The organism is Klebsiella sp. CSG-1 (assembly GCF_056521145.1).
This window is the reverse complement of the sequence record NZ_JBWNLD010000003.1, coordinates 180,417-202,361: the sequence shown is the minus strand read 5'-3', so window position 1 is coordinate 202,361 and position 21,945 is coordinate 180,417. Positions and strand designations below refer to the sequence as shown.

Sequence of the window (21,945 nt, the reverse complement as noted above, 5' to 3'; positions counted from 1 at the left end):
TTACGGCCTTGTAGTAGAAACGGAATTAACAAACCACTGCTGAATGTTGCTCATCGCAGCATGTGAGGTGTCCAGAATCGGCTGCGGGAAGAAGCCCAGCAGCACCAGCAGAACCACCAACAGCAGAACAATCGACAGTTCACGCAGCGACATTCCCCGCATCTCCTGCGCCGCGATGTCGCTCTTCGCTTTACCGAAGTACGCGCGATGCAGCATTGAGAGCGAGTAGACGGAAGCGAAGACCAGTCCAAAGGTGGAGATCACGGTAATCACCGGCACCACTTTGTAGCTGCCGAACAGAATCATGAATTCGCCGACGAAGTTACCGGTACCCGGCATCCCCAGCGTTGCCACGGCGAAGAACATCGACAGCGCCGGCAGCCATTTAATTTTGCTCCACAGACCGCCCATCTGACGCATATCGCGGGTATGCAGGCGTTCATACAGCTGGCCGCAGAGAATGAACAGGCCGGCTGCGGACAGACCGTGGGCAATCATCTGAATGACCGCCCCCTGGTACGCCAGCTGGCTGCCGGTGTAGATAGCAATCAGCACGAAGCCCATGTGGGAAACGGAGGTGTAAGCAATCAGGCGTTTGATGTCGTACTGGCAGAAGGCCATCCACGCGCCGTAGAAGATACCGATAACGCCCAGCCACATGGCGATGGGAGCAAACTCGGCGGAGGCATTCGGGAACAGCGGCAGAGCAAAACGCAGCAGACCGTAGGCCGCCGTTTTCAGCAAAATACCGGCAAGGTCAACGGAACCGGCGGTCGGTGCCTGAGAGTGGGCATCCGGCAGCCAGCCGTGCAGCGGAACCACCGGCATTTTCACCGCGAAGGCGATGAAGAAGCCGAGCATCAGCATGTATTCGACGCCATGGGACATCGGGGTTTTCAGCAGATCTTCATAGTTGAAGGTCCAGACGCCGGTCGCGTTAAAGTGCACGAAGGCCAGCGCCAGGATGGCAATCAACATCACCAGGCCGCTCGCCTGGGTATAGATGAAGAACTTGGTTGCCGCCGTGATACGCGTTTTACCGTCGGAAGCCTTATGGCCCCACAGCGCGATCAGGAAGTACATCGGCACCAGCATCATTTCCCAGAAGAAGAAGAACAGGAACAGGTCGATGGCAAGGAACACGCCGATAACGCCGCCCAGGATCCACATCAGGTTGAGGTGGAAGAAGCCCTGGTATTTTTCGATTTCGCGCCACGAACAGAGCACGGCCAGCACGCCGAGCAGACCGGTCAGCACCACCATCAGCAGCGACAGACCGTCGATAGCCAGATGAATGCTAATACCGAAGCGAGGGATCCACGGCATCACGAATTCTGACTGCCACTGCGGAATACCCGCGGATTGCGTCAGCGAATAACCGCCCTGTAGCCACAGCTGCAGGGAGAGCACCAGCGTCAGTCCCATGGTAATCAGCGCAATCCAGCGCGGCATCTTCACGCCAAAGCGTTCAGTCTGCCAGCACAGAAACCCGCCGATAAAGGGGATTAGTATTAACCAGGGTAATAGCATAGCTAAGTATGTCCCTTATATTCTCACTCCCGAACAGGCTATCGCACTCGCCGATGACGCCTGGACTTCAGAAGCAGTTACCTAAAATTCATTCTTGGTTCACAAACCCGGCAGCGGACCGCCGCCGGGGATATTCACTCAACCCACAAACTCAGCGCAGTACCATCAGCAACGCCAGGACGACAACCGCCCCGACGCTCATTGACGCCACATACCAGCGTAGATAACCATTCTCGCTAAGCAGCAGGCCTTTACCTGCAAAGCGGGAGAGGATGGCCGGAATGTTCATCATGGCATTCAGCGGATCGCTCTTCAGCAGCCACGCGATGCCGAGGAATGGTTTCACGAACACTTTGTCGTACAACCAGTCGAAGCCCCATGCGTTGTACCACCAGGTACCCAGCAGACGGCCCGGCGCGCTGTTGGCGATGGAGGTCACCAGCGTACGTTTACCCAGCCACAGCCAGGCGGCAATCAGGATGCCGGCAATCGCGATGATCCCCGAGGCGATTTCCAGCGTCATCACGCGACCGTGCTCAAGTTCGGTGGTCTGCGGCAGTACGCCCTGCAGCGGCGGAACGATCAGTGCGCCAACGAAGGTCGACAGAATCAGCAGCACAATCAGCGGCAGATGGTGGGTAATCCCCTTCCCGGCGTGCGCGTGGATCTGTTCTTTACCGTGGAAGACGATGAAGATCATCCGGAAGGTATACAGCGAGGTCATAAACGCCCCGACCAGGCCGGCTACCATCAGGTTGATATGACCGTTAGCCATCGCGCCAGCGAGGATTTCGTCCTTACTGAAGAAGCCTGCGGTAATCAGCGGCAGTGCGGACAGCGCCGCGCCCCCCACCAGGAAGCAGACGTACACCAGCGGAATCGACTTACGCAGGCCGCCCATTTTGAAGATGTTCTGCTCGTGGTGGCAGGCCAGAATGACCGAGCCGGACGAGAGGAACAGCAGCGCTTTAAAGAACGCGTGGGTCATCAGGTGGAAAATCGCCGCATCCCATGCCTGTACGCCCAGCGCCAGGAACATGTAGCCAATCTGGCTCATAGTGGAGTAAGCGAGTACGCGTTTGATGTCGGTCTGAACCAGCGCGGCAAAGCCTGCCAGCACCAGCGTCACCGCCCCGACGATACCGACCAGATGGAGAATTTCCGGGGTCATCAGGAACAGGCCATGGGTACGGGCAATCAGGTAGACGCCCGCGGTCACCATGGTGGCGGCGTGGATCAACGCGGAGACCGGCGTCGGACCGGCCATCGCGTCCGCAAGCCAGGTCTGCAGCGGCAGCTGCGCCGATTTACCGACCGCACCGCCCAACAGCATCAAGGTAGCCCACCACAGCATATTGTTGCCGGCTTCAAAGTGCGCAGGCGCCAGTTCGACCATTTCGCGGAAGTTCAGGGTGCCCAGCTCGTTGTAGAGAATGAACAGCGCAAACGCGAGGAACACGTCACCGACACGGGTCACCACGAAGGCTTTCATTGCGGCGGCGCCATTCTTCGGATCGGTATAGTAGAAACCGATCAGCAGATAGGAGCACAGGCCCACGCCTTCCCAGCCGAGATACATCAGCAGCAGGTTATCGGCCAGCACCAGCACCACCATGCTCGCGATAAACAGGTTGGTGTAGGCGAAGAAGCGGGAGTAGCCCTCTTCACCGCGCATATACCAGGAGGCGAACATGTGGATCAGGAAGCCAACGCCGGTGACCACGGAGAGCATGGTCAGCGAAAGACCATCCAGCACCAGGTTAAAACCGATGTTGAAATCACCCACCGACATCCAGGTCCACAGCGGTACGCTGACCGCCTGTTTGCCGTTCGCAAAGAAGTCGACGCCGACAAACGCGGTCACCAGCGCCGCCAGGCCGACTGACCCCATTCCCACGGTGGCGGAGAGGTTTTCCGACCAGCGGCCACGGGAGAATGACAGCAGAACAAAGCCAATCAATGGCAGAAGAATGGTTAAGGCAAGCATGTTCATCCACGCAACTCACTTACTGAATCGATGTTCAGGTTCTGGCGGCGACGATGGAGCTGCAGCAACAGCGCCAGGCCGATACTCGCTTCCGCAGCCGCGAGGCTGATGGCGAGGATATACATTATCTGACCGTCGGTCTGACCCCAGTAGCTGCCTGCCACCACGAAAGCCAGCGCCGCGGCGTTGATCATGATTTCCAGGCTAATCAGCATAAACAGCAGATTGCGGCGGATAACCAGACCCGTCAGGCCGAGCACAAACAGGATCGCGGCGAGGATCAGCCCATGTGTTAAGGGAATCATGCGTGTTCCTCCGTTTTTCTTTTGTCGCTATCGCCCTGACGGTTGCTCAGCACTTCACCGGCGCGCTCTTCGCGGCCAATGTGGAAGGCAACAACCAGACCGGCCAGCAGCAGCATGGAGGCCAGCTCCACCGCCAGTACGTACGGCCCAAACAGCGTAATACCGACTTCTTTCGCGCTTATCGCCGCGCCATCAATCCCCTGATCGTTAAGACCGAGGATGGCATACACGATAACCACCAGCAGCACCGCGGACAGGATAGCCGGGCCAATCCAGATCCCCGGCTGCAGCCATTTGCGTTCCTGCTCGATTTCGCTACCGCCCAGGTTGAGCATCATCACCACGAAGACGAACAGCACCATGATGGCCCCGGCGTAAACGATGATTTCCAGCGCCCCGGCGAAGTACGCGCCCAGAGAAAAGAACACGCCGGCAATCGCCAACAGCGAAATAATCAGGTACAGCAGCGCATGCACCGGATTGGTGTGGGTGATCACCCGCAGGGTTGCGAGGATGGCGATGAGGCCACAGATATAAAAAGCGAATTCCATTGCCCTCTCCTTACGGTAACAGGCTCTTGACGTCGATAGGCTTAGCTTCGTTCTCTGCTTCGCCTTTATCTTTGCCGTCGATTGCCATACCCGCCATCCGGTAGAAGTTATATTCCGGGTATTTGCCCGGACCGGAAATCAGCAGATCCTCTTTTTCGTACACCAGATCCTGACGCTTGTATTCACCCAGTTCGAAGTCCGGGGTCAACTGAATCGCCGTGGTCGGGCACGCTTCTTCACACAGACCGCAGAAAATGCAGCGTGAGAAGTTGATACGGAAAAACTCCGGGTACCAGCGGCCATCTTTGGTCTCTGCTTTTTGCAAAGAGATACAGCCTACCGGACACGCTACCGCACACAGGTTACAGGCCACGCAGCGCTCTTCACCGTCCGGGTCGCGCGTCAGCACGATACGGCCACGGTAGCGCGGCGGCAGATATACCGGTTCTTCCGGGTACATCTGGGTCTCACGTTTGGCGAAGGCATGCATCCCGATCATCCAGATACTGCGGACCTGGGTGCCAAACCCCACCAATAATTCTTTTAAGGTCATGGTCAATTCACCCCTTATTGCGCCTGCCAGAGAATGACAGCCGCCGTTACCAACAAGTTGATCAGCGTTAACGGCAGGCATACCTTCCAGCCAAAGGACATTACCTGGTCATAGCGCGGACGCGGTAATGATGCGCGGATCAAAATGAACATCATCATGAAGAACGCGGTTTTCAGCGCGAACCAGATGAACGGAGGTAACCATGGGCCATTCCAGCCGCCGAAGAACAGCGTCACGATCAGCGCTGATACGGTGACAATCCCGATGTACTCACCGACGAAGAACAGACCGAACTTCATGCCGGAATATTCGATGTGGTAACCATCGGCCAGTTCCTGCTCGGCTTCCGGCTGGTCAAACGGGTGACGGTGACAGACCGCCACGCCGGCGATAGCGAAGGTGACAAAGCCGAAGAACTGCGGAATCACGTTCCACAGATGCGCCTGGTTGTTGACGATATCGCTCATGTTGAACGACCCCGCCTGTGCCACCACGCCCATCAGCGACAGACCGAGGAACACTTCATAGCTCAGGGTCTGCGCGGATGCACGCATCGCCCCCAGCAGCGAGTATTTGTTGTTACTCGACCAGCCGGCGAACAGCACGGCGTAAACCGCCAGACCGGCCATCATCAGGAAGAACAGGATGCCGATGTTCAGGTCAGCGACCACCCACGTCGGGCTGACCGGCACGATAGCAAAGGCCAGCAGCAGCGACGTAAAGGCGATAACCGGCGCCAGAGTAAAGATTACGCGGTCCGTAAAGCGCGGAACCCAGTCCTCTTTAAAGAACATCTTGATCATGTCGGCGACGAGCTGCAGCGAGCCGCCCCAGCCGACACGGTTAGGTCCGTAGCGGTTCTGGAACAGGCCCAGCAGACGACGTTCGCCAAAGCTCATGAACGCGCCGCAGGTCACCACCACCAGCAGAATCACCACTGCCTTGAGGATGCTTAACAGAATGTCGATGAGATCCGGTGTTAACCAACTCATGCTTTCGCCTCCTGCAGAGTGTCAATACGTGCTCCGGTCAGTACCGGCGCAATACCCGGCATGCCCATCGGTAAACCCACCTGCCCTGCCGTCAGTCCTGCAGAAATCACCAGCGGGAGGCTAAGCGTCTGGCCTTCAACGCGGAACGAAATCATCGCGCCCTCATTGACGCCAAGCTTCGCGGCATCGGCCGGGTTCAGCTTGATGTACGGCTGCGGCATGCGGCTCTGGAAGACCGGAGAACGCTGCGACAGTTCATCACTGCCGAACAGATGGTAGTACGGCGCGATACGCCATTGACCTTCTTCAGCCTGGAAGCCTGCCGGCACCGCGGTAAAGTACTCCAGACCGCTGGCGGAAGCTTCGATCAGACGCACGCCCGGATCGCCATGGCGCAGTTTACCGCCCACTTCATCCTGGAATTTGTTCCACGCCTGCGGGGAGTTCCAGCCCGGCGCCCAGGCAAACGGAATTTGCGAACGCGGTGCAGACGGCTGGTTGTTCCCTTCCATCGAGAAGGCAAACATGGTGTCTTTATCCTGCGGCTGACGCGGTTCATGCACGCTGATATTGGCGCGCATCGCCGTACGACCGCTATAACGATGCGGTTCACGAGCCAGTTTCTGCCCGCGAATGCGGAAGGTCGCGTCCGGCGCGGCATCTTTAATCCCCGCCAACTGCGGCAGCTTAGCAATGGCGGCATCAATCACATGATCCAGCTGCGTCCAGTCAACCTGACGGTTGTCGACGGTGCTGTGTAGTGAGTGCAGCCAGCGCCAGCTTTCCAGCATCACGGTATTCGCATCGTAGTAGGACGGGTCGTAGACCTGGAAGAAACGCTGTGCGCGCCCTTCGTTATTGACCACGGTTCCGTCGCTTTCGGCGAAGCTCGCCGCAGAAAGCACCAGGTGCGCTTTGTCCATAATTGCGGTGCGTTGATGGTCAACGACCATCACCAGCGGCGCTTTGGCCAGCGCGGCGTCAACGCGCGCGGCAGAAGCGTGACGATGCAGATCGTTTTCCAGCACCACTACCGCATCGGCAGCGCCGGTTTCCAGCTCGCTCAGCGCCTCTTCCAGAGAACCGCCGCCAATCATGCCAAGGCCAACGCTGTTCACTGCCCGGGCCACCATGGTGACGCCGACGTCAATACCGCGGCCTTTCAGCGCTTTGGCTACGTTGGCCGCCGCCTGAATGATTTCAATGCTGCCGGCGTTAGTCCCGGAGACAATCAGCGGTTTCTTCGCTCCGGCCAGCGCCTGAACGATCACGTCAATTTTGCCTTTCAGATCGCTGCTCAGACCGTCCACCGCCGGTGCGGTTTCATCCAGCGCATGGGCAATCGCAAAGCCCAGACGCGCTTGATCTTCAACCGGTGCGCGGTAGGTCCACGCGGCGACATCGTCAAGACGGGTGTCGTCAATATTGGTAACGAACAGCGGATGCTTCGCGCGTTGACCGATGTTGAGGATTGCGGCTATCTGCCAGTCGGCGACTTTCTGCGCCGCCGCCATTTCACGCGCTTTCCCTTTCACCGCCTGGCGCACGGCCAGGGCAACGCGGGCGCCGGTCTGGGTAATATCTTCCCCGAGTACCAGAACCGCATCGTAGGATTCAATGTCGCGCAGCGTCGGGGTATGAATACCGCCGTCACGCAGCACGGTCAGCATCATCTGCAGACGTTCCTGCTCAGCCTTCGCAATGCCGGTATAGAAGTTCTCTGCCCCGACCAGCTCGCGCAACGCAAAGTTGCTTTCAATGCTGGCGCGCGGCGAGCCGATACCAATCACCTTTTTCGACTGACGCAGAATATCTGCCGCACCCTGCATTGCCTGCTCGGCGTTAAGGGTAATCAGATCGTCGCCACGGCGCTGAACCGGCTGACGCGGACGGTCTTTCAGGTTCACATAGCCATAGCCAAAACGGCCGCGGTCGCAGAGGAAGTAGCGGTTAACGGTACCGTTGTAACGGTTTTCGATACGGCGCAGTTCGCCATAGCGCTCGCCTGGGCTGATGTTACAGCCGATGGAACACTGCTGGCAGATGCTCGGCGCAAACTGCATATCCCATTTACGGTTATAGCGCTCGGAGTGCGTCTTATCGGTGAATACGCCGGTCGGGCAGACCTCAACCAGGTTGCCGGAAAATTCGCTTTCCAGCACGCCATCTTCCGGACGACCGAAGTAGACGTTGTCATGCGCACCGTAAACGCCCAGGTCGGTACCGTCAGCGTAATCTTTGTAGTAACGCACGCAGCGATAGCAGGCGATGCAGCGGTTCATTTCATGAGAGATGAACGGCCCCAGGTCCTGGTTGCGGTGGGTACGCTTGGTGAAACGGTAGCGGCGGAAGCTGTGACCGGTCATGACGGTCATATCCTGCAGGTGGCAGTTGCCCCCTTCTTCACAGACCGGGCAGTCGTGCGGGTGGTTGGTCATCAGCCACTCAACCACGCTCTCGCGGAACTGCTTCGCTTCACCGTCGTCGATAGAGATAAAGGTGCCGTCGGATGCCGGTGTCATACAGGACATCACCAGGCGACCACGCGTGTCTTCCGCGTTTTGATATTGCTTCACCGCACACTGGCGGCAAGCACCGACGCTGCCAAGCGCCGGGTGCCAGCAAAAGTATGGAATATCAAGACCAAGAGAGAGACAAGCCTCTAACAGGTTGTCCGCTCCGTTGACCTCGTATTCTTTGCCGTCTACATGAATCGTAGCCATTAGCATGCTTCCAAATTAAAAAATCGTTACCACTTCCTCTTCCCGGTTGCCGCCTTCGCGTCGCCTGGAAGAGCCTGTGGAGACATTACCAGCGCGTCTTAAGCAGGTTCGGCTGAATCCCGTTGATAGCATGGGTATTACTGAACTGCTGCTTAATGCCTGCTTCGAATTCGTCGCGGAAATATTTAATGGCGCTCTGCAGCGGTTCTACCGCACCTGGCGCATGCGCACAGAAGGTTTTGCCCGGGCCAAGGAACCGACACAGTTGCTCAAGTGTCTCGATATCTCCCGGCTGACCTTCACCGCGTTCCAGAGCGCGCAGAATTTTCACGCTCCACGGCAGACCGTCACGGCACGGCGTACACCAGCCGCAGGATTCGCGGGCAAAGAACTCTTCCAGATTACGCACCAGCGACACCATGCCAATCTCATGGTCAACGGCCATCGCCAGCGCGGTACCCAGACGGCTCCCCGCTTTGCCAATACTTTCGAATTCCATCGGCAGATCAAGATGCGCTTCGGTCAGGAAGTCAGTCCCCGCGCCGCCCGGCTGCCAGGCCTTGAACTTCAGGCCGTCGCGCATGCCGCCGGCATAATCCTCGAGGATTTCGCGCGCGGTGGTACCAAACGGCAGTTCCCAGACGCCCGGGTTTTTCACCCGGCCAGAGAAGCCCATCAGCTTGGTACCAGCATCTTTGCTGGTTGAAATGTTCTGATACCACTCGACGCCGTTGGCCAGAATCGCCGGGACGTTACACAGGGTTTCAACGTTGTTCACGCAGGTCGGTTTACCCCACACGCCGGAGCTCGCCGGGAACGGCGGCTTGGAACGCGGGTTGGCGCGACGGCCTTCAAGGGAGTTAATCAGCGCGGTTTCTTCACCGCAGATGTAACGCCCTGCCCCGGTGTGCACGAACAGTTCGAAATCGAAACCGGTGCCGAGAATGTTTTTGCCCAGCAGACCGGCTTCGGTCGCCTCGGCAATGGCGCGGCGTAAATGCACCGCCGCTTCAATATATTCGCCGCGCAGGAAGATGTAGCCGCGGTACGCTTTCAGCGCAAACGCGGAGATCAGCATGCCTTCCACCAGCAGGTGCGGCAGCTGCTCCATCAACAGACGGTCTTTATAGGTGCCCGGCTCCATCTCATCGGCGTTACACAGCAGGTAACGGATGTTCATGGATTCGTCTTTCGGCATCAGGCTCCACTTCAGACCGGTGGAAAAGCCCGCGCCGCCGCGCCCTTTCAGACCGGCGTCTTTCACCTGATTGACGATCTCATCCGGCGCCAGGCCCAGCAGCGCCTTACGCGCACCGGCATAGCCGTTTTTGCTCTGATACTCTTCCAGCCATACCGGCTGTTTATCATCGCGCAGTCGCCAGGTCAGCGGATGCGTTTCGGGAGTGCGGATCACTGTCTTCATTTATACTGCTCCAACAGGTCAGGAATCGCCTCCGGCGTCAGATAACTATGAGTATCCTCATCAATCATCATCGTCGGTCCCTTGTCGCAGTTGCCCAGGCAGCAGGTCGGCAGCAGAGTAAAGCGGCCATCAAAGGTGGTTTGACCCGGTTTGATGTCGAGCTTTTTCTCGATAGCTGACTGAATGCCCTGGAAGCCAGTGATGTGGCAAACCACGCTATCGCAATAGCGGATCACGTGACGGCCAACCGGCTGGCGGAAGATCTGGCTGTAGAAAGTGGCTACCCCTTCCACGTCACTTGCCGGGATCCCCAGTACGTCGGCGATCGCATAGATCGCGCCATCCGGCACCCAGCCGCGCTGTTTCTGAACGATCTTCAGCGCTTCGATGGACGCCGCACGCGGGTCTTCGTAGTGGTGCTTCTCGTGCTCAATGGCCTCACGCTCTGCCGCACTCAGCTCAAAAGCCTCGGTTTGTGGTTGTTGATTCTCGTGCATAATTAGCGGTCCACGTCTGACATAACAAAATCGATACTACCCAGATAAACGATCAGGTCGGATACCAGGCTGCCGCGAATCGCCGACGGGATCTGCTGCAGGTGCGCATAGCTCGGCGTGCGGATACGGGTACGATAGCTCATGGTGCTGCCGTCGCTGGTCAGGTAGTAACTGTTAATACCCTTCGTCGCTTCTATCATCTGGAAGGATTCGTTGGCCGGCATGACCGGGCCCCAGGAAACCTGCAGGAAGTGCGTAATCAGGGTTTCGATATGCTGCAGCGTGCGCTCTTTCGGCGGCGGCGTCGTCAGCGGGTGATCCGCCTTGAACGGGCCTTCCGGCATATTATCGAGACACTGCTGGAGAATGCGCAGGCTCTGGCGCAGCTCTTCGACTTTCAGCATCACGCGGGTATAGCAGTCGGATACACCGCCGCCAACCGGCACTTCGAAGTCAAAGTTCTCATAGCCAGAGTATGGACGCGCTTTACGCACGTCGAAGTCGATCCCGGTGGCGCGCAGACCGGCGCCGGTGGTGCCCCACGCCAGCGCTTCTTTCGCGCCATAAGCGGCGACGCCTTTTGAACGGCCGATCAGAATGCTGTTGCGCAGCGCGGCTTTCTCGTAAGAATCCAGACGCTTGGGCATCCACTCAAGGAATTCACGCAGCAGACGATCCCAGCCGCGCGGCAGATCGTGCGCCACGCCGCCGATGCGGAACCACGCCGGGTGCATACGGAAACCGGTAATCGCTTCCACCAGATCGTAGATCTTCTGACGGTCGGTAAAGGCAAAGAACACCGGCGTCATTGCGCCGACGTCCTGAATAAAGGTCGAGATATACAGCAGGTGACTGTTAATGCGGAACAGCTCGGAGAGCATAACGCGAATCACATTGACGCGATCCGGTACGGTGATCCCCGCCAGCTTTTCGACCGCCAGAACGTACGGCATCTCATTGACGCAGCCGCCGAGGTATTCGATACGGTCGGTATACGGAATGTAGCTGTGCCAGGACTGACGTTCGCCCATCTTCTCAGCGCCACGGTGGTGGTAGCCGATATCCGGTACGCAGTCGACGATCTCTTCGCCATCAAGCTGCAGAACAATACGGAAAGCACCGTGGGCAGACGGGTGGTTCGGACCGAGGTTGAGGAACATAAAGTCCTCGTTTTCGGTTCCGCGCTTCATGCCCCACGCTTCCGGTTTGAAAGTCAGCGCTTCCATCTCCAGATCCTGCTTGGCTTTCGTCAGCTCAAACGGATCGAATTCGGTGGCGCGCGCCGGGTAGTCTTTACGCAGCGGATGGCCTTCCCAGGTCGGCGGCATCATGATGCGCGTCAGGTGCGGGTGGCCTTCGATATCAATCCCGAACATTTCCCACGTTTCACGCTCATACCAGTTGGCATTCGGGAACAGTTTGGTCAGTGTCGGCACGCGCAGATCGTTTTCAGACAATGCTACCTTGAGCATGACGTCACGATTGCGTTCAATAGAAATCAGGTGATAGAAAACGGAAAAATCCGCGGCGGGCAGCCCGTCACGGTGGGTACGCAGACGTTCGTCCATGCCGTGCAGATCGAACAGCATGACGTAAGGTTTTGGCAATTTCTTCAGGAAATCAACCACCTCCAGCAGCTGCTCGCGCTTGACCCAGACCACCGGAACGCCGGTGCGGGTAGGCTGAACGGTAAAGGCATCCGGCCCAAAACGATTGCGCAGTTCGCCGATCACCGGGTCATCGAGGTGATCGCGGGTTTGCCAGGCTGGTGCGGCGTCATGCGCATGTAAATCGGTCATATTGTTCACCATTGCAAAAGGTCCGTGGTGACTGCCGGGCGAGGCTTCGCGCTGTTGTAGATTGATTTGCGAAGTGTTATTCCGCCGCCCGCAGGCGCAAGTTAAATCTCGTCCGGTGTCCGCAGATTGGTCACTGCAATGCGTTCACCACGTTTACGCTCGCGTTCCGACTGCATGTTGGCGCGGTACACGCCCTGATCGCCAACCACCCATGAGAGCGGGCGACGTTCTTTGCCAATGGACTCCTGCAGCAGCATCAGCGCCTGCATATAAGCTTCCGGACGCGGCGGACAGCCCGGGATGTAAACATCAACCGGAATAAACTTGTCCACGCCCTGGACGACAGAATAAATATCGTACATCCCGCCGGAGTTGGCGCAGGCGCCCATGGAGATAACCCACTTAGGCTCAAGCATCTGGTCATACAGACGCTGAATGACCGGCGCCATTTTGGTGAAGCAGGTGCCGGCGACCACCATCAGGTCCGCCTGACGAGGAGAAGCACGCAGTACCTCGGCGCCAAAACGCGCAACGTCATGCACCGCAGTGAATGACGTCACCATTTCAACGTAGCAGCATGACAGGCCGAAGTTGTAGGGCCAGATTGAGTTCTTGCGGCCCCAGTTCACCATGTCATGCAGCGCATGTTCGAGTTTCCCCATATACACGCTTTTATTGACTTCTTGCTCCAGGGGGTCGGTTACGATCTCCTGTTTCTGCAGGGGGTAACGGTCGTTCTCACCGTTAGGATCTATGCGGGTGAGCGTATAATCCATCTTATTGCCTCGCTTTTACTGCATATGACGGTTAGTGGGACTGTCTGTTTCTGAATTAACCAGCGTGCGACGGGAACGCGCAGGCGTCCAGTCCAGTGCGCCGATACGAACGAGGTAAACCAGACCTGCCAGTAGCACTAAAATGAAAATTGCGGCTTCCACAAAGCCGACCCAGCCGCTTTCGCGGATAGAAGTCGACCATGCGTAGAGATACAGAGCTTCCACGTCGAAGATAACGAAGAACATGGCAACCAGATAAAACTTCGCAGAAAGACGTAAGCGAGCCGAACCAACGGAGTCGATCCCCGATTCAAACGGCGTGTTCTTGCTACGCGCGCGCGCGCGACCGCCGAGGTACCAGCCCCCGACAAGCATCAGGCAGCACAGGCCGATGGCAATGATGAGAAATATAGCGAATGCCCAATGATGAGCGATGACTTCAGTGGATGTTGACATACGCATTGCTTAACCAAAAAAGTGTAGCGCTAAACCCTCTGCTCTTGCTGGCAGATGAACGCCACAGCGTTTCACGGGGAGGAATAAAAAAATAACCTTGCAAAAAAGCGTCCCTACTTAGCGTAGAAGGCTGTATGCGGTGGCTTTTTACCCCTTTCTTTAACCTTTTGTCAACTTCAACAAAAGTTTTAACAACATTAATTTACATTAGATTTTTTTCATTAACATTAAATGCCCTTTTATGCGGAATAACCTTGCATACAAACCGGATTTAGTGTTGTTGAATCGTGTCCGTTTCTGGTGTAAATCAAAATTACCCGTCTATTTTGACAGGATTTAGCCTCGATTCCTCCCCCTAAGGAGGGGTATTTTTTTGATCTGTGACACGGTTTTGTTAATTAAACCTATAAAACAGCAACAATCCAGCCGGTTTTTTAACATTAGCATGAAGTATTGAAAGTGCAGGGAAAAGTCGGGGAGTGAGCGCCACATTGAATGTAACCAACTGATAAACATACAAATAAAACAATAAAATATTAAAAATCCCTGTAAAATAAGAAAAAAAAGAACCGCAAGGCATAATTCAGACCTTAGCGGCTCATTTTTACACTTACAATTTGTTACCAGCTTTTTGTGATCTGTGTAACTAATTCCACTCAGGAAATGAGGGAATTATCTCCCCCTTCCGGGGTAAGCGCAGGCTCAGATGACCAGGGGGTATAATCCTGGGTCAGCGACTGGAAAATAGCCTGCGCCGACTCGCTTATCCTGTGCGCGTTACAGCTCAGCACATATTGCGTATCCGGCAGAACAGGAAGCCCCTCATTCTTGCCGACAACCCGTAGCTCGGGACTCATCATTTCTACCGGACGGGCAGTCACACCCAGCCCTGCTTTTACCGCCGCTTTGACGCCCGCAAGCGTCGAGGCGGAATGGGCCAGATGCCACGGCGCACTGGCGGCATTCAGCGCGGCAATGATGTCCTCACGGAACGGGCCTGGCTCTTCCAGCAGGATCAGCGGGATCGACTCCTCACGCGGCAACACATAATCAGCAGCGCAGTACCATAGCGTTGGCGAAGTGCGTAGGATCAGCGTATCGAAATCCGCGGCCTGGTGAGTCGTCAGCGCGAGATCAATCGCCCCGCTCGCCAGCCTGTCCACCGCTTCAGCATGATTAAGAACCTTAATTTCCAGCGTCAGTTTCGGGTAGAAACTGCCGATCCGGTTCAACAAAAACGGCAAAATAGTCTCGGCCGTTTCATCAGATGCGCCAATGGTTAAGATCCCTTGCAGGCCGCTGAACATCAGCGACATACAGGCTTCATCATTAAAACGCAGGATTTTGCGTGCGTAGCCCAGCAGTTGAATACCCTGCTCAGTCAGCAATTTATTGCGCCCATGGCGGGCAAAGAGCTCTTTTCCGACCAGCTGTTCCAGACGTTGCATCTGTTGACTTACCGCAGACTGAGTTCGGCATACCGCTGCTGCGGCAGCGGCAAACGTATTCAGATCGGCGACGGCAACGAATGTTCTCAGCAGATCGAGGTCGAGATTCAGTATCGGACGATTTGCATTTATCATATTTCTTCACTTACAGGTGGCGAATGCGGACCTGCCTTATTGACGCTGTGCTCCAGGTTTCCGGCTAATCCTTGAGCCTTGTGCCATTCACAAACGGAATGTGCAGCTGGATGAACGTTATTGCATGTGAAAGTACTCGCCCGCGACAAGTGCGCGAAACGTCTGAGTCATATATTGTTCGTAGTTCTACGCTTTCTATTACACCGTTTTGATTTCTGTGACGGCCTTCAAAAAAAGGCATCTACGGCAAGTGATGTTGCCATCAGCATCCCGGCACATCCATTGTAAAAAGCGAAAAAATCAAACAAAAAAAAGCCTGCAATAACAATATATTAATAACTTAACCTGCCAAAAAACAGGTTCTTAATCGATATTAACGCCGGTATCCTAACCGAAAACGGAATTCTTTATAAGGTCTAATCATTATTATTAAAGCCAATTTTAAATTTTTTTTCATGACTTTAATTTAATTAACAAAAAGAAAATTCCAGATTGCGAAAAAATAAAAGCTTTTTAATTAATTAAATATTCTTATTAAGCATATTTAACATTACCGTTACAGCCGCCACGTTCTACCCGTTATACGCCTTTTCATACCCACCTGCGTGCCATGCGCAAAAAATAACCTCCGGCACTACGCTCAGGACATCAAACCATATAAATGTTCACAAAACAGCGAATACAACACAATTATTGACCATTAAAATACCACTTAAAGGCATATTCTATAAAAGACACAGGCAATCAACAGACAAATCAATTAAACCAAAAAAATCACATAAGCAAAATCTTCTCCTGCTAACCCTTCAAAACCTCGGGGATGAAGAGTACATTGTTCCGTGCTGACTTCCACGGCAGGGAGTGGCGATAACAGCTAAAAGGTCAAAGATTCATGTCCCCTATCGAAAAATCCAGCAAGTTAGATAACGTCTGTTACGACATCCGTGGCCCGGTTCTGAAAGAGGCAAAACGCCTTGAAGAAGAAGGCAATAAAGTCCTGAAACTGAACATCGGCAACCCGGCGCCGTTTGGCTTTGACGCCCCCGACGAGATCCTTGTTGATGTTATTCGCAATCTGCCTACCGCCCAGGGTTATTGTGACTCTAAAGGCCTTTACTCGGCGCGTAAGGCTATCATGCAACACTATCAGGCGCGCGGTATGCGCGATGTGACGGTCGAAGATATTTATATCGGTAACGGCGTCTCAGAACTGATTGTTCAGGCCATGCAGGCGCTGCTGAACAGCGGCGATGAAATGCTGGTTCCGGCACCGGATTATCCGCTGTGGACAGCCGCCGTCTCGCTCTCCAGCGGCAAAGCGGTGCACTATCTGTGCGATGAATCTGCCGACTGGTTCCCGGACCTCGACGACATCCGCGCCAAAATCACCCCGCGCACCCGCGGCATCGTGATTATTAACCCGAACAACCCGACCGGGGCGGTGTACTCGAAAGAGCTGCTGATGGAGATCGTTGAGATTGCCCGCCAGCACAACCTGATCATCTTCGCCGATGAGATCTACGACAAGATCCTCTACGACGAAGCCCAACACCATTCGATCGCCGCACTGGCTCCCGACCTGCTGACGGTGACCTTTAACGGCCTGTCCAAAACCTACCGCGTTGCCGGTTTTCGCCAGGGCTGGATGGTACTGAACGGACCGAAGAAACACGCAAAAGGTTATATCGAAGGTCTGGAGATGCTGGCCTCTATGCGACTGTGCGCTAACGTACCGGCGCAGCACGCGATTCAAACCGCATTAGGCGGCTATCAAAGCATCAGCGAGTTTATCGTTCCCGGCGGCAGACTGTACGAACAGCGCAACCGCGCCTGGGAGTTGATCAACGAGATCCCCGGCGTTTCCTGCGTGAAGCCGAAAGGCGCGCTGTACATGTTCCCGAAGATCGACGCGAAACGCTTTAATATTCACGATGACCAGAAAATGGTGCTCGACTTCCTGCTGCAGGAGAAAGTCCTGCTGGTTCAGGGAAGCGCCTTTAACTGGCCGTGGCCGGATCATGTGCGAATTGTCACCCTCCCGCGTGAGGACGATCTGGAAATGGCGATTTCTCGCTTTGGTCGCTTCCTCTCCGGCTATCACCAGCTCGGATAAACATTGCCCGGCCGCCGGTATTTGCATCCGGCGGCAATCCCTGCGCACAATAGGACCCGATGTTGTCACTGATTAAGGGTTGCTATGAGTCAGAGTCATTTCTTTGCCCACCTCTCTCGCCTGAAGTTAATTAACCGCTGGCCGCTGATGCGTAATGTACGCACCGAAAACGTCTCCGAACACAGTCTGCAGGTGGCGATGGTTGCCCACGCGCTGGCGGCGATCAAAAACCGGATGTTTGGTGGCAAGGTTAACGCCGAACGAATCGCCCTGTTGGCGATGTACCACGATGCATCGGAAGTGTTAACCGGCGATCTGCCGACTCCAGTCAAATATTTCAACTCGCAGATTGCGCAAGAATATAAAGCCATCGAGAAGATTGCCCAGCAGAAGCTTATCGACATGGTTCCTGACGAACTGCGCGATATCTTTGAACCACTGATCGACGAGCATCGCTATAGCGAAGATGAGCAATCGATCGTCAAGCAGGCCGACGCGCTCTGCGCCTACCTGAAATGCCTGGAAGAGCTGTCTGCCGGCAACAACGAGTTTCTGCTGGCCAAGGGCCGGCTTGAGAAAACGCTGGAATCCCGGCGCAGCGAGGAGATGGACTACTTTATGCAGGTCTTCGTCCCGAGCTTCCAGCTGTCGCTGGATGAAATCAGCCAGGATTCCCCGCTGTAAATGTACTGTGCCCCGGCCTGCGCGATGCGTATCAGACCGGGGCTGCGCCGTGGCGGTTAAAACGGAAACAGTATCGGCACGAGCAGCACGCAAACCACCATCACCAACACGGTGAACGGCACGCCAATCTTCACAAAATCGCTGAAGGTATATTTTCCCGGTCCCAGCACCAGCGTATTTACCGGTGAAGAGACCGGCGTCATAAAGGCCGCCGAAGCCGCCATCGCCACCACCATGGCAAAAGGATAAGGCGAGACATCCATTGATTTCGCCGCCGCCAGGGCTATCGGCGCCATCAGTACCGCCGTGGCGGTGTTGGAAATAAACAGACCGATAGTGGCGCACATCACGAACAAACAGCCCAGCATCACGTAAGGGCCTTTGCTGCCGGCGACATCCATCAACCCTTCCACCACCAAATCGACGCCGCCAGTTTTTTGCAACGCCAGTGCAAAGGGCATCATCCCGACGATTAATATAATGCTTGGCCAGTGAATCGCTTTATAAGCGCTCTCAGCATTAATACAGCGGAACTTACCCATCAGCAGGCAGGCGATAATCGCCGCTATCGGGTTGGGGATCTCGTCGGTGAGCATCAGGGCGACCATCAGTACCAGGCAAAAGATGGCGTGCGGCGCCTGGCTGTGCGCGGGAGAAGCGTCATTTACTTCAACCGGCATGTTGAGGACCACAAAATCGCGACCGCGTTTCGCCAGCTGGCCGATGTGCCGCCAGTCCCCCACCACCAGCATAATATCGCCCAGTTGAAGCGACTCATCGACCACTGACCCATCAAGGGCTTTACCATCGCGCTTCAGGCCAACGATATTGAGGCCAAAGCGGGTACGAAAACCGATTTCGCGCACCGTTTTGCCGATCAGCTCTGAGTCGGGAATCAAAGATACCTCCGCCATGCCGACATCCAGCGCCTGGTCAGCGAAATATTCGCCGCGCAGCACCATTGGTTCGAGCATTTGCTCGCCGCAGAACTGGCGTAAATCAACGTCTGACGCCGACATGTCGATCAGCAGCACGTCGCGGGCGCGAAACTCGGACACACCGTTCACGTTGACGATAACCCGGCGAAAACGGCGCCAGCGCTCTACGCCGATCACGTTGGCGCAGTAACGTTCACGCAGCTTGAGGTCATCAAGCCGCTGGCCGATCATGGGAGAACCCGGACGAATGGCCAGACGGCGGGCCCGGCCGGTCAAGTGGTACTCTTTGATTAAATCGCGAAAGGTGCTCCTTTTGCGCCCGTCCCGCGCATGGTCGCTCTCCCCGCCTCTGAGCATAAAGCGCACCGCCAGCATATAGACGACGCCCAGCAGCAGCACCACCAGGCCAATCGGCGTGACGCTAAAGAAGCTGAATCCATGTAGCCCTTCACGTAACAGTTCACTGTTCACCACCAGGTTCGGCGGCGTAGCGACCAGCGTCATCATCCCGCTGATGAGCCCGGCAAAGCTAAGCGGCATCATCAGGCGCGATGGCGACGTATTCATCCGCATGGAGACGCTGAGCACAACCGGAATAAAGATAGCGACCACGCCGGTCGAGCTCATAAAGGCGCCCAGTCCGGCGACGGTCAGCATCAGAAAGACCAGCATTTTTGTTTCGCTGTTGCCGGCCACGCTCACCAGCCAGCTGCCGACATTGGTAGCCACCCCGGTACGGACCAGACCATCGCCGATAATAAACAGCGCCGCAATCAGGATCACGTTCGGATCGCTAAAACCCGAGAACGCTTCGCTGAGCGTCAGCGTATCGCTGAGGACAAAGGCGACTATCACCAGCAGCGCAATCGCGTCCATGCGCACTTTCCCGCTGGCAAAGAGCACGACCGCGACGGCAAGAAGAGACAACACCCAAATCAGTTCACCGTTCACAACTTATCCTTGTCTGAAGATGGAGCCGGAATTTTTGCATAAAAAAGCCCCGGCCATGCGGGGCTACATCATGAGATCACGCTTTAAGAGCGACATTCACCCTACCGTCCGCCAGCTTCTCAACCGCCAGGCTTTCAAGGCTGGTCAGCACAAAATCAGCTTCATTGAGACGGGGCGCATCCGCCGGCATATTCACGGCGATGGTATGACACCCGGCGGCCAGACCGGAAAGTAGCCCGGCAGGCGCATCCTCCACCACGACGCACTCCTGCGGCGCCAGTCCCAGCAGTTCCGCTCCAAGAAGGTAGGCATCCGGCGCCGGTTTTCCATGCTTCACGCGCTCCGCGGTGACGAAGACTTTGGCCTCAGGCAGCCCCGCGGCGCGATGGCGGGCGTGAGCAACGGGCACCGAACCAGAGGTGACGATGGCCCACGGGATCCCCGCCTCATCCAGAGTGGTCAGCAGCGCCACCGCCCCCGGCAGCGCCGTGATGCCATCGGTATCCGCCGCTTCCACCGCTTCAAGACAGGTGAACTCCGCCTGAATTTCCTCTTCACTGCGCCCCGCTAAAAAATGGCGTAAAGAGGTTATCGCCTGCTTGCCATGAATGAAGTTCAGCACCTCATCGTGCGGGATGTCGAAACGATCCGCCCATTTGCACCACGAGCGCTCCACTACGGGTAATGAATCGACTAACGTCCCGTCAAGATCAAACAGGAAACCTTTACACTGCACGGAAACCTCCATCAGGCATTAATAATTTGATTAATTTCGTTGCTGCTTAAATGGTACTGACGCGGGCAAGCGTGCCAGGCGTTGAGCATCCGCTGATATTTATCCCACATCGGTGTCTGTGAGTTAAAGCCATGGGTGCCGGCGTCAAAGTGGCTGTAGCGTCCCTCAACGTTGACGATAAAGCGAACGTAGCCGAGGAAGCGCGCTTCGGTTGCGACATCAAATCCGAGGAAAGTGACCCGGCGTTCGTCGATTTCACTTGCGTCCTTCAGGTTCGTCCAGGAGACATGCAGCGCATGATACATTTCCATAATATCAATGATGGTACGGCAGGTTTCTTCCGTTAGCTGGCCAAACTCGCGATCCAGTTCGCGCATTTGCAATCCGTATCCACGCTCAATGATGGTCTGTAGACGGCGGTAACGTTCAGCGTTGTCCGGGTCGAGCATCGTCATCATCTTGTACTGATTAGATAAAATCAGACGCTGCGCATTGGTCATTTCCATTTTTTGACTCCTGTAGCACTTTACGGCGTGAAAAAAGAAGGCGCATTAATCATGCGCCTTCTTTTATATGCGTTTTCCTTAGTGAATTACAAATCATCAAGGAAAGTTTTATCCAGTTGTTTGAAGGCGCGCTTAAGCGTGTCAGCTAATGCCTGATAATCCGGCTTACCGTCGACAGGCGCCAGCGCCTGTCCTGCCTCCTGCAATTTGCCACGCACTTCATAAAACCAGTTCAGTACCGACGGCGGCAGCGGCGTCACCGAACGCTTACCCAGCCACCATAATCCCTGCATCGGCAAACTCAAGGCAAATAGCGCAGTCGCCACCGCCGGACCAAGCTGCCCACCCAGCGCGATTTGCCAGCACAGCGTAAAGACCGCGATCGGCGGCATGATGCGGATAGCGTAACGGGTGGCGCGAATAATGCGGTTTTCAATAAATACCGGGGCGAGGCGTTTGTCCAAAGGCCAGGTCTTTGCGTAGTGCTGCCCGCGGCGGAACAAGCTAAAGAAGCTGACGGGACGATTATCGGGGGTCGACATGGCTTTACCTCAACTTTACATATAAAACTTAAAAAATTCGTGCAAAACACCAACTGTGCATGACAACGTTCAAAACATTTTGGCAATGGCTGCGGCAATCAGGTATCCTGTGCCCGCCTGAAAGGGCGATAGACCCTTTGACCAGGTTAGTCAAATTATCGCACATTCTGCCATTGGCTGAAAATTATCCAAAATGGCATAAAATCAAATGTACTTCTCCCATCGTGCCCGAAAACAGAACAAGGCATGATGTTAATCATAAATGTCGTTGTCATCCTGCGCTACGCTTTGTGACACACT

The 21,945-nt window shown here is 55.6% G+C and carries 19 protein-coding genes; 2 read left to right on the top strand and 17 right to left on the bottom strand.

Going from position 1 to position 21,945, the window contains the following annotated elements; all coding sequences use genetic code 11:
* From nuoM to AC007G_RS09005, 13 genes are all read right to left on the bottom strand, one after another.
* The gene (gene nuoM, locus AC007G_RS09065; protein ID WP_004865084.1) at positions 1 to 1,530 is read right to left on the bottom strand and encodes an NADH-quinone oxidoreductase subunit M; all 1,530 of its coding nucleotides are present in this window, start codon (positions 1,528 to 1,530) and stop codon (positions 1 to 3) included.
* 151 nt (positions 1,531 to 1,681) lie between these two features.
* Entirely contained in the window at positions 1,682 to 3,523 is a 1,842-nt protein-coding gene (nuoL, locus tag AC007G_RS09060; protein WP_004865085.1) for an NADH-quinone oxidoreductase subunit L, read from the bottom strand.
* A complete protein-coding gene (gene nuoK / locus AC007G_RS09055) occupies positions 3,520 to 3,822 on the bottom strand; it encodes an NADH-quinone oxidoreductase subunit NuoK (RefSeq protein WP_004865088.1) in 303 nt (100 codons plus the stop codon). The genes nuoL and nuoK overlap by 4 nt, the downstream gene beginning before the upstream one ends.
* On the bottom strand, positions 3,819 to 4,373 hold the full coding sequence (gene nuoJ / locus AC007G_RS09050; protein ID WP_004865089.1) for an NADH-quinone oxidoreductase subunit J: 555 nt from the start codon (positions 4,371 to 4,373) through the stop codon (positions 3,819 to 3,821). The genes nuoK and nuoJ overlap by 4 nt, the downstream gene beginning before the upstream one ends.
* Before the next feature lie 10 nt (positions 4,374 to 4,383).
* Entirely contained in the window at positions 4,384 to 4,926 is a 543-nt protein-coding gene (gene nuoI / locus AC007G_RS09045) for an NADH-quinone oxidoreductase subunit NuoI (protein WP_004865092.1), read from the bottom strand.
* Between the two features lie 14 nt (positions 4,927 to 4,940).
* The gene (nuoH, locus tag AC007G_RS09040; RefSeq protein WP_004865093.1) at positions 4,941 to 5,918 is read right to left on the bottom strand and encodes an NADH-quinone oxidoreductase subunit NuoH; all 978 of its coding nucleotides are present in this window, start codon (positions 5,916 to 5,918) and stop codon (positions 4,941 to 4,943) included.
* The gene (gene nuoG / locus AC007G_RS09035) at positions 5,915 to 8,641 is read right to left on the bottom strand and encodes an NADH-quinone oxidoreductase subunit NuoG (RefSeq protein WP_049265606.1); all 2,727 of its coding nucleotides are present in this window, start codon (positions 8,639 to 8,641) and stop codon (positions 5,915 to 5,917) included. The genes nuoH and nuoG overlap by 4 nt, the downstream gene beginning before the upstream one ends.
* Positions 8,642 to 8,726: 85 nt before the next feature.
* Entirely contained in the window at positions 8,727 to 10,064 is a 1,338-nt protein-coding gene (gene nuoF / locus AC007G_RS09030; RefSeq protein ID WP_004865097.1) for an NADH-quinone oxidoreductase subunit NuoF, read from the bottom strand.
* Positions 10,061 to 10,561 (bottom strand): NADH-quinone oxidoreductase subunit NuoE, encoded by a 501-nt coding sequence (nuoE, locus tag AC007G_RS09025; protein WP_004865099.1) that lies wholly within the window; start codon positions 10,559 to 10,561, stop codon positions 10,061 to 10,063. Before nuoE ends, nuoF begins: the two co-directional genes overlap by 4 nt.
* Positions 10,562 to 10,563: 2 nt before the next feature.
* Positions 10,564 to 12,372, bottom strand: a complete 1,809-nt coding sequence (gene nuoC / locus AC007G_RS09020) for an NADH-quinone oxidoreductase subunit C/D (RefSeq protein WP_004865102.1) — start codon at positions 12,370 to 12,372, stop codon at positions 10,564 to 10,566.
* Between the two features lie 89 nt (positions 12,373 to 12,461).
* Positions 12,462 to 13,136 carry an NADH-quinone oxidoreductase subunit NuoB gene (gene nuoB, locus AC007G_RS09015; RefSeq protein WP_002913178.1) on the bottom strand — a complete coding sequence of 225 codons (675 nt, stop codon included), beginning with the start codon at positions 13,134 to 13,136 and terminating at the stop codon, positions 12,462 to 12,464.
* Between the two features lie 15 nt (positions 13,137 to 13,151).
* Entirely contained in the window at positions 13,152 to 13,598 is a 447-nt protein-coding gene (nuoA, locus tag AC007G_RS09010; RefSeq protein ID WP_004865103.1) for an NADH-quinone oxidoreductase subunit NuoA, read from the bottom strand.
* Positions 13,599 to 14,248: 650 nt separating this feature from the next.
* Positions 14,249 to 15,175 (bottom strand): LysR family transcriptional regulator, encoded by a 927-nt coding sequence (locus AC007G_RS09005; protein WP_032695476.1) that lies wholly within the window; start codon positions 15,173 to 15,175, stop codon positions 14,249 to 14,251.
* An 892-nt stretch (positions 15,176 to 16,067) separates the two neighbouring features.
* Between AC007G_RS09005 and alaA the strand changes: the two genes are divergently transcribed.
* Positions 16,068 to 17,288, top strand: coding sequence for an alanine transaminase AlaA (gene alaA / locus AC007G_RS09000; RefSeq protein WP_004865108.1), 1,221 nt, complete (start codon positions 16,068 to 16,070; stop codon positions 17,286 to 17,288).
* Between the two features lie 84 nt (positions 17,289 to 17,372).
* Entirely contained in the window at positions 17,373 to 17,972 is a 600-nt protein-coding gene (gene yfbR / locus AC007G_RS08995) for a 5'-deoxynucleotidase (protein ID WP_004865109.1), read from the top strand.
* A 56-nt stretch (positions 17,973 to 18,028) separates the two neighbouring features.
* On the opposite strand, the gene AC007G_RS08990 is transcribed toward yfbR, so the two are convergent.
* The 4 genes from AC007G_RS08990 to yfbV all read right to left on the bottom strand — a co-directional run bounded on the left by AC007G_RS08990 (position 18,029) and on the right by yfbV (position 21,645).
* Complete coding sequence (locus AC007G_RS08990) at positions 18,029 to 19,861, bottom strand: SLC13 family permease (RefSeq protein ID WP_004865111.1); 1,833 nt, start codon at positions 19,859 to 19,861, stop codon at positions 18,029 to 18,031.
* A gap of 76 nt (positions 19,862 to 19,937) precedes the next feature.
* Positions 19,938 to 20,597 carry a sugar phosphatase gene (locus AC007G_RS08985; RefSeq protein WP_032695611.1) on the bottom strand — a complete coding sequence of 220 codons (660 nt, stop codon included), beginning with the start codon at positions 20,595 to 20,597 and terminating at the stop codon, positions 19,938 to 19,940.
* 11 nt (positions 20,598 to 20,608) lie between these two features.
* Positions 20,609 to 21,103, bottom strand: a complete 495-nt coding sequence (locus AC007G_RS08980) for a YfbU family protein (RefSeq protein WP_004865120.1) — start codon at positions 21,101 to 21,103, stop codon at positions 20,609 to 20,611.
* An 86-nt stretch (positions 21,104 to 21,189) separates the two neighbouring features.
* Complete coding sequence (gene yfbV / locus AC007G_RS08975) at positions 21,190 to 21,645, bottom strand: terminus macrodomain insulation protein YfbV (RefSeq protein WP_004865125.1); 456 nt, start codon at positions 21,643 to 21,645, stop codon at positions 21,190 to 21,192.
* Positions 21,646 to 21,945 lie beyond the last annotated feature (300 nt).

Excerpts from the sequence above, each read along its gene's own strand:
- nuoM (WP_004865084.1), bottom strand. The coding sequence starts at position 1,530 with ATGCTATTACCCTGGTTAATACTAATCCCCTTTATCGGCGGGTTTCTG.
- nuoL (WP_004865085.1), bottom strand. The coding sequence starts at position 3,523 with ATGAACATGCTTGCCTTAACCATTCTTCTGCCATTGATTGGCTTTGTT.
- nuoK (WP_004865088.1), bottom strand. The coding sequence starts at position 3,822 with ATGATTCCCTTAACACATGGGCTGATCCTCGCCGCGATCCTGTTTGTG.
- nuoJ (WP_004865089.1), bottom strand. The coding sequence starts at position 4,373 with ATGGAATTCGCTTTTTATATCTGTGGCCTCATCGCCATCCTCGCAACC.
- nuoI (WP_004865092.1), bottom strand. The coding sequence starts at position 4,926 with ATGACCTTAAAAGAATTATTGGTGGGGTTTGGCACCCAGGTCCGCAGT.
- nuoH (WP_004865093.1), bottom strand. The coding sequence starts at position 5,918 with ATGAGTTGGTTAACACCGGATCTCATCGACATTCTGTTAAGCATCCTC.
- nuoG (WP_049265606.1), bottom strand. The coding sequence starts at position 8,641 with ATGGCTACGATTCATGTAGACGGCAAAGAATACGAGGTCAACGGAGCG.
- nuoF (WP_004865097.1), bottom strand. The coding sequence starts at position 10,064 with ATGAAGACAGTGATCCGCACTCCCGAAACGCATCCGCTGACCTGGCGA.
- nuoE (WP_004865099.1), bottom strand. The coding sequence starts at position 10,561 with ATGCACGAGAATCAACAACCACAAACCGAGGCTTTTGAGCTGAGTGCG.
- nuoC (WP_004865102.1), bottom strand. The coding sequence starts at position 12,372 with ATGGTGAACAATATGACCGATTTACATGCGCATGACGCCGCACCAGCC.
- nuoB (WP_002913178.1), bottom strand. The coding sequence starts at position 13,136 with ATGGATTATACGCTCACCCGCATAGATCCTAACGGTGAGAACGACCGT.
- nuoA (WP_004865103.1), bottom strand. The coding sequence starts at position 13,598 with ATGCGTATGTCAACATCCACTGAAGTCATCGCTCATCATTGGGCATTC.
- AC007G_RS09005 (WP_032695476.1), bottom strand. The coding sequence starts at position 15,175 with ATGATAAATGCAAATCGTCCGATACTGAATCTCGACCTCGATCTGCTG.
- alaA (WP_004865108.1), top strand. The coding sequence starts at position 16,068 with ATGTCCCCTATCGAAAAATCCAGCAAGTTAGATAACGTCTGTTACGAC.
- yfbR (WP_004865109.1), top strand. The coding sequence starts at position 17,373 with ATGAGTCAGAGTCATTTCTTTGCCCACCTCTCTCGCCTGAAGTTAATT.
- AC007G_RS08980 (WP_004865120.1), bottom strand. The coding sequence starts at position 21,103 with ATGGAAATGACCAATGCGCAGCGTCTGATTTTATCTAATCAGTACAAG.
- yfbV (WP_004865125.1), bottom strand. The coding sequence starts at position 21,645 with ATGTCGACCCCCGATAATCGTCCCGTCAGCTTCTTTAGCTTGTTCCGC.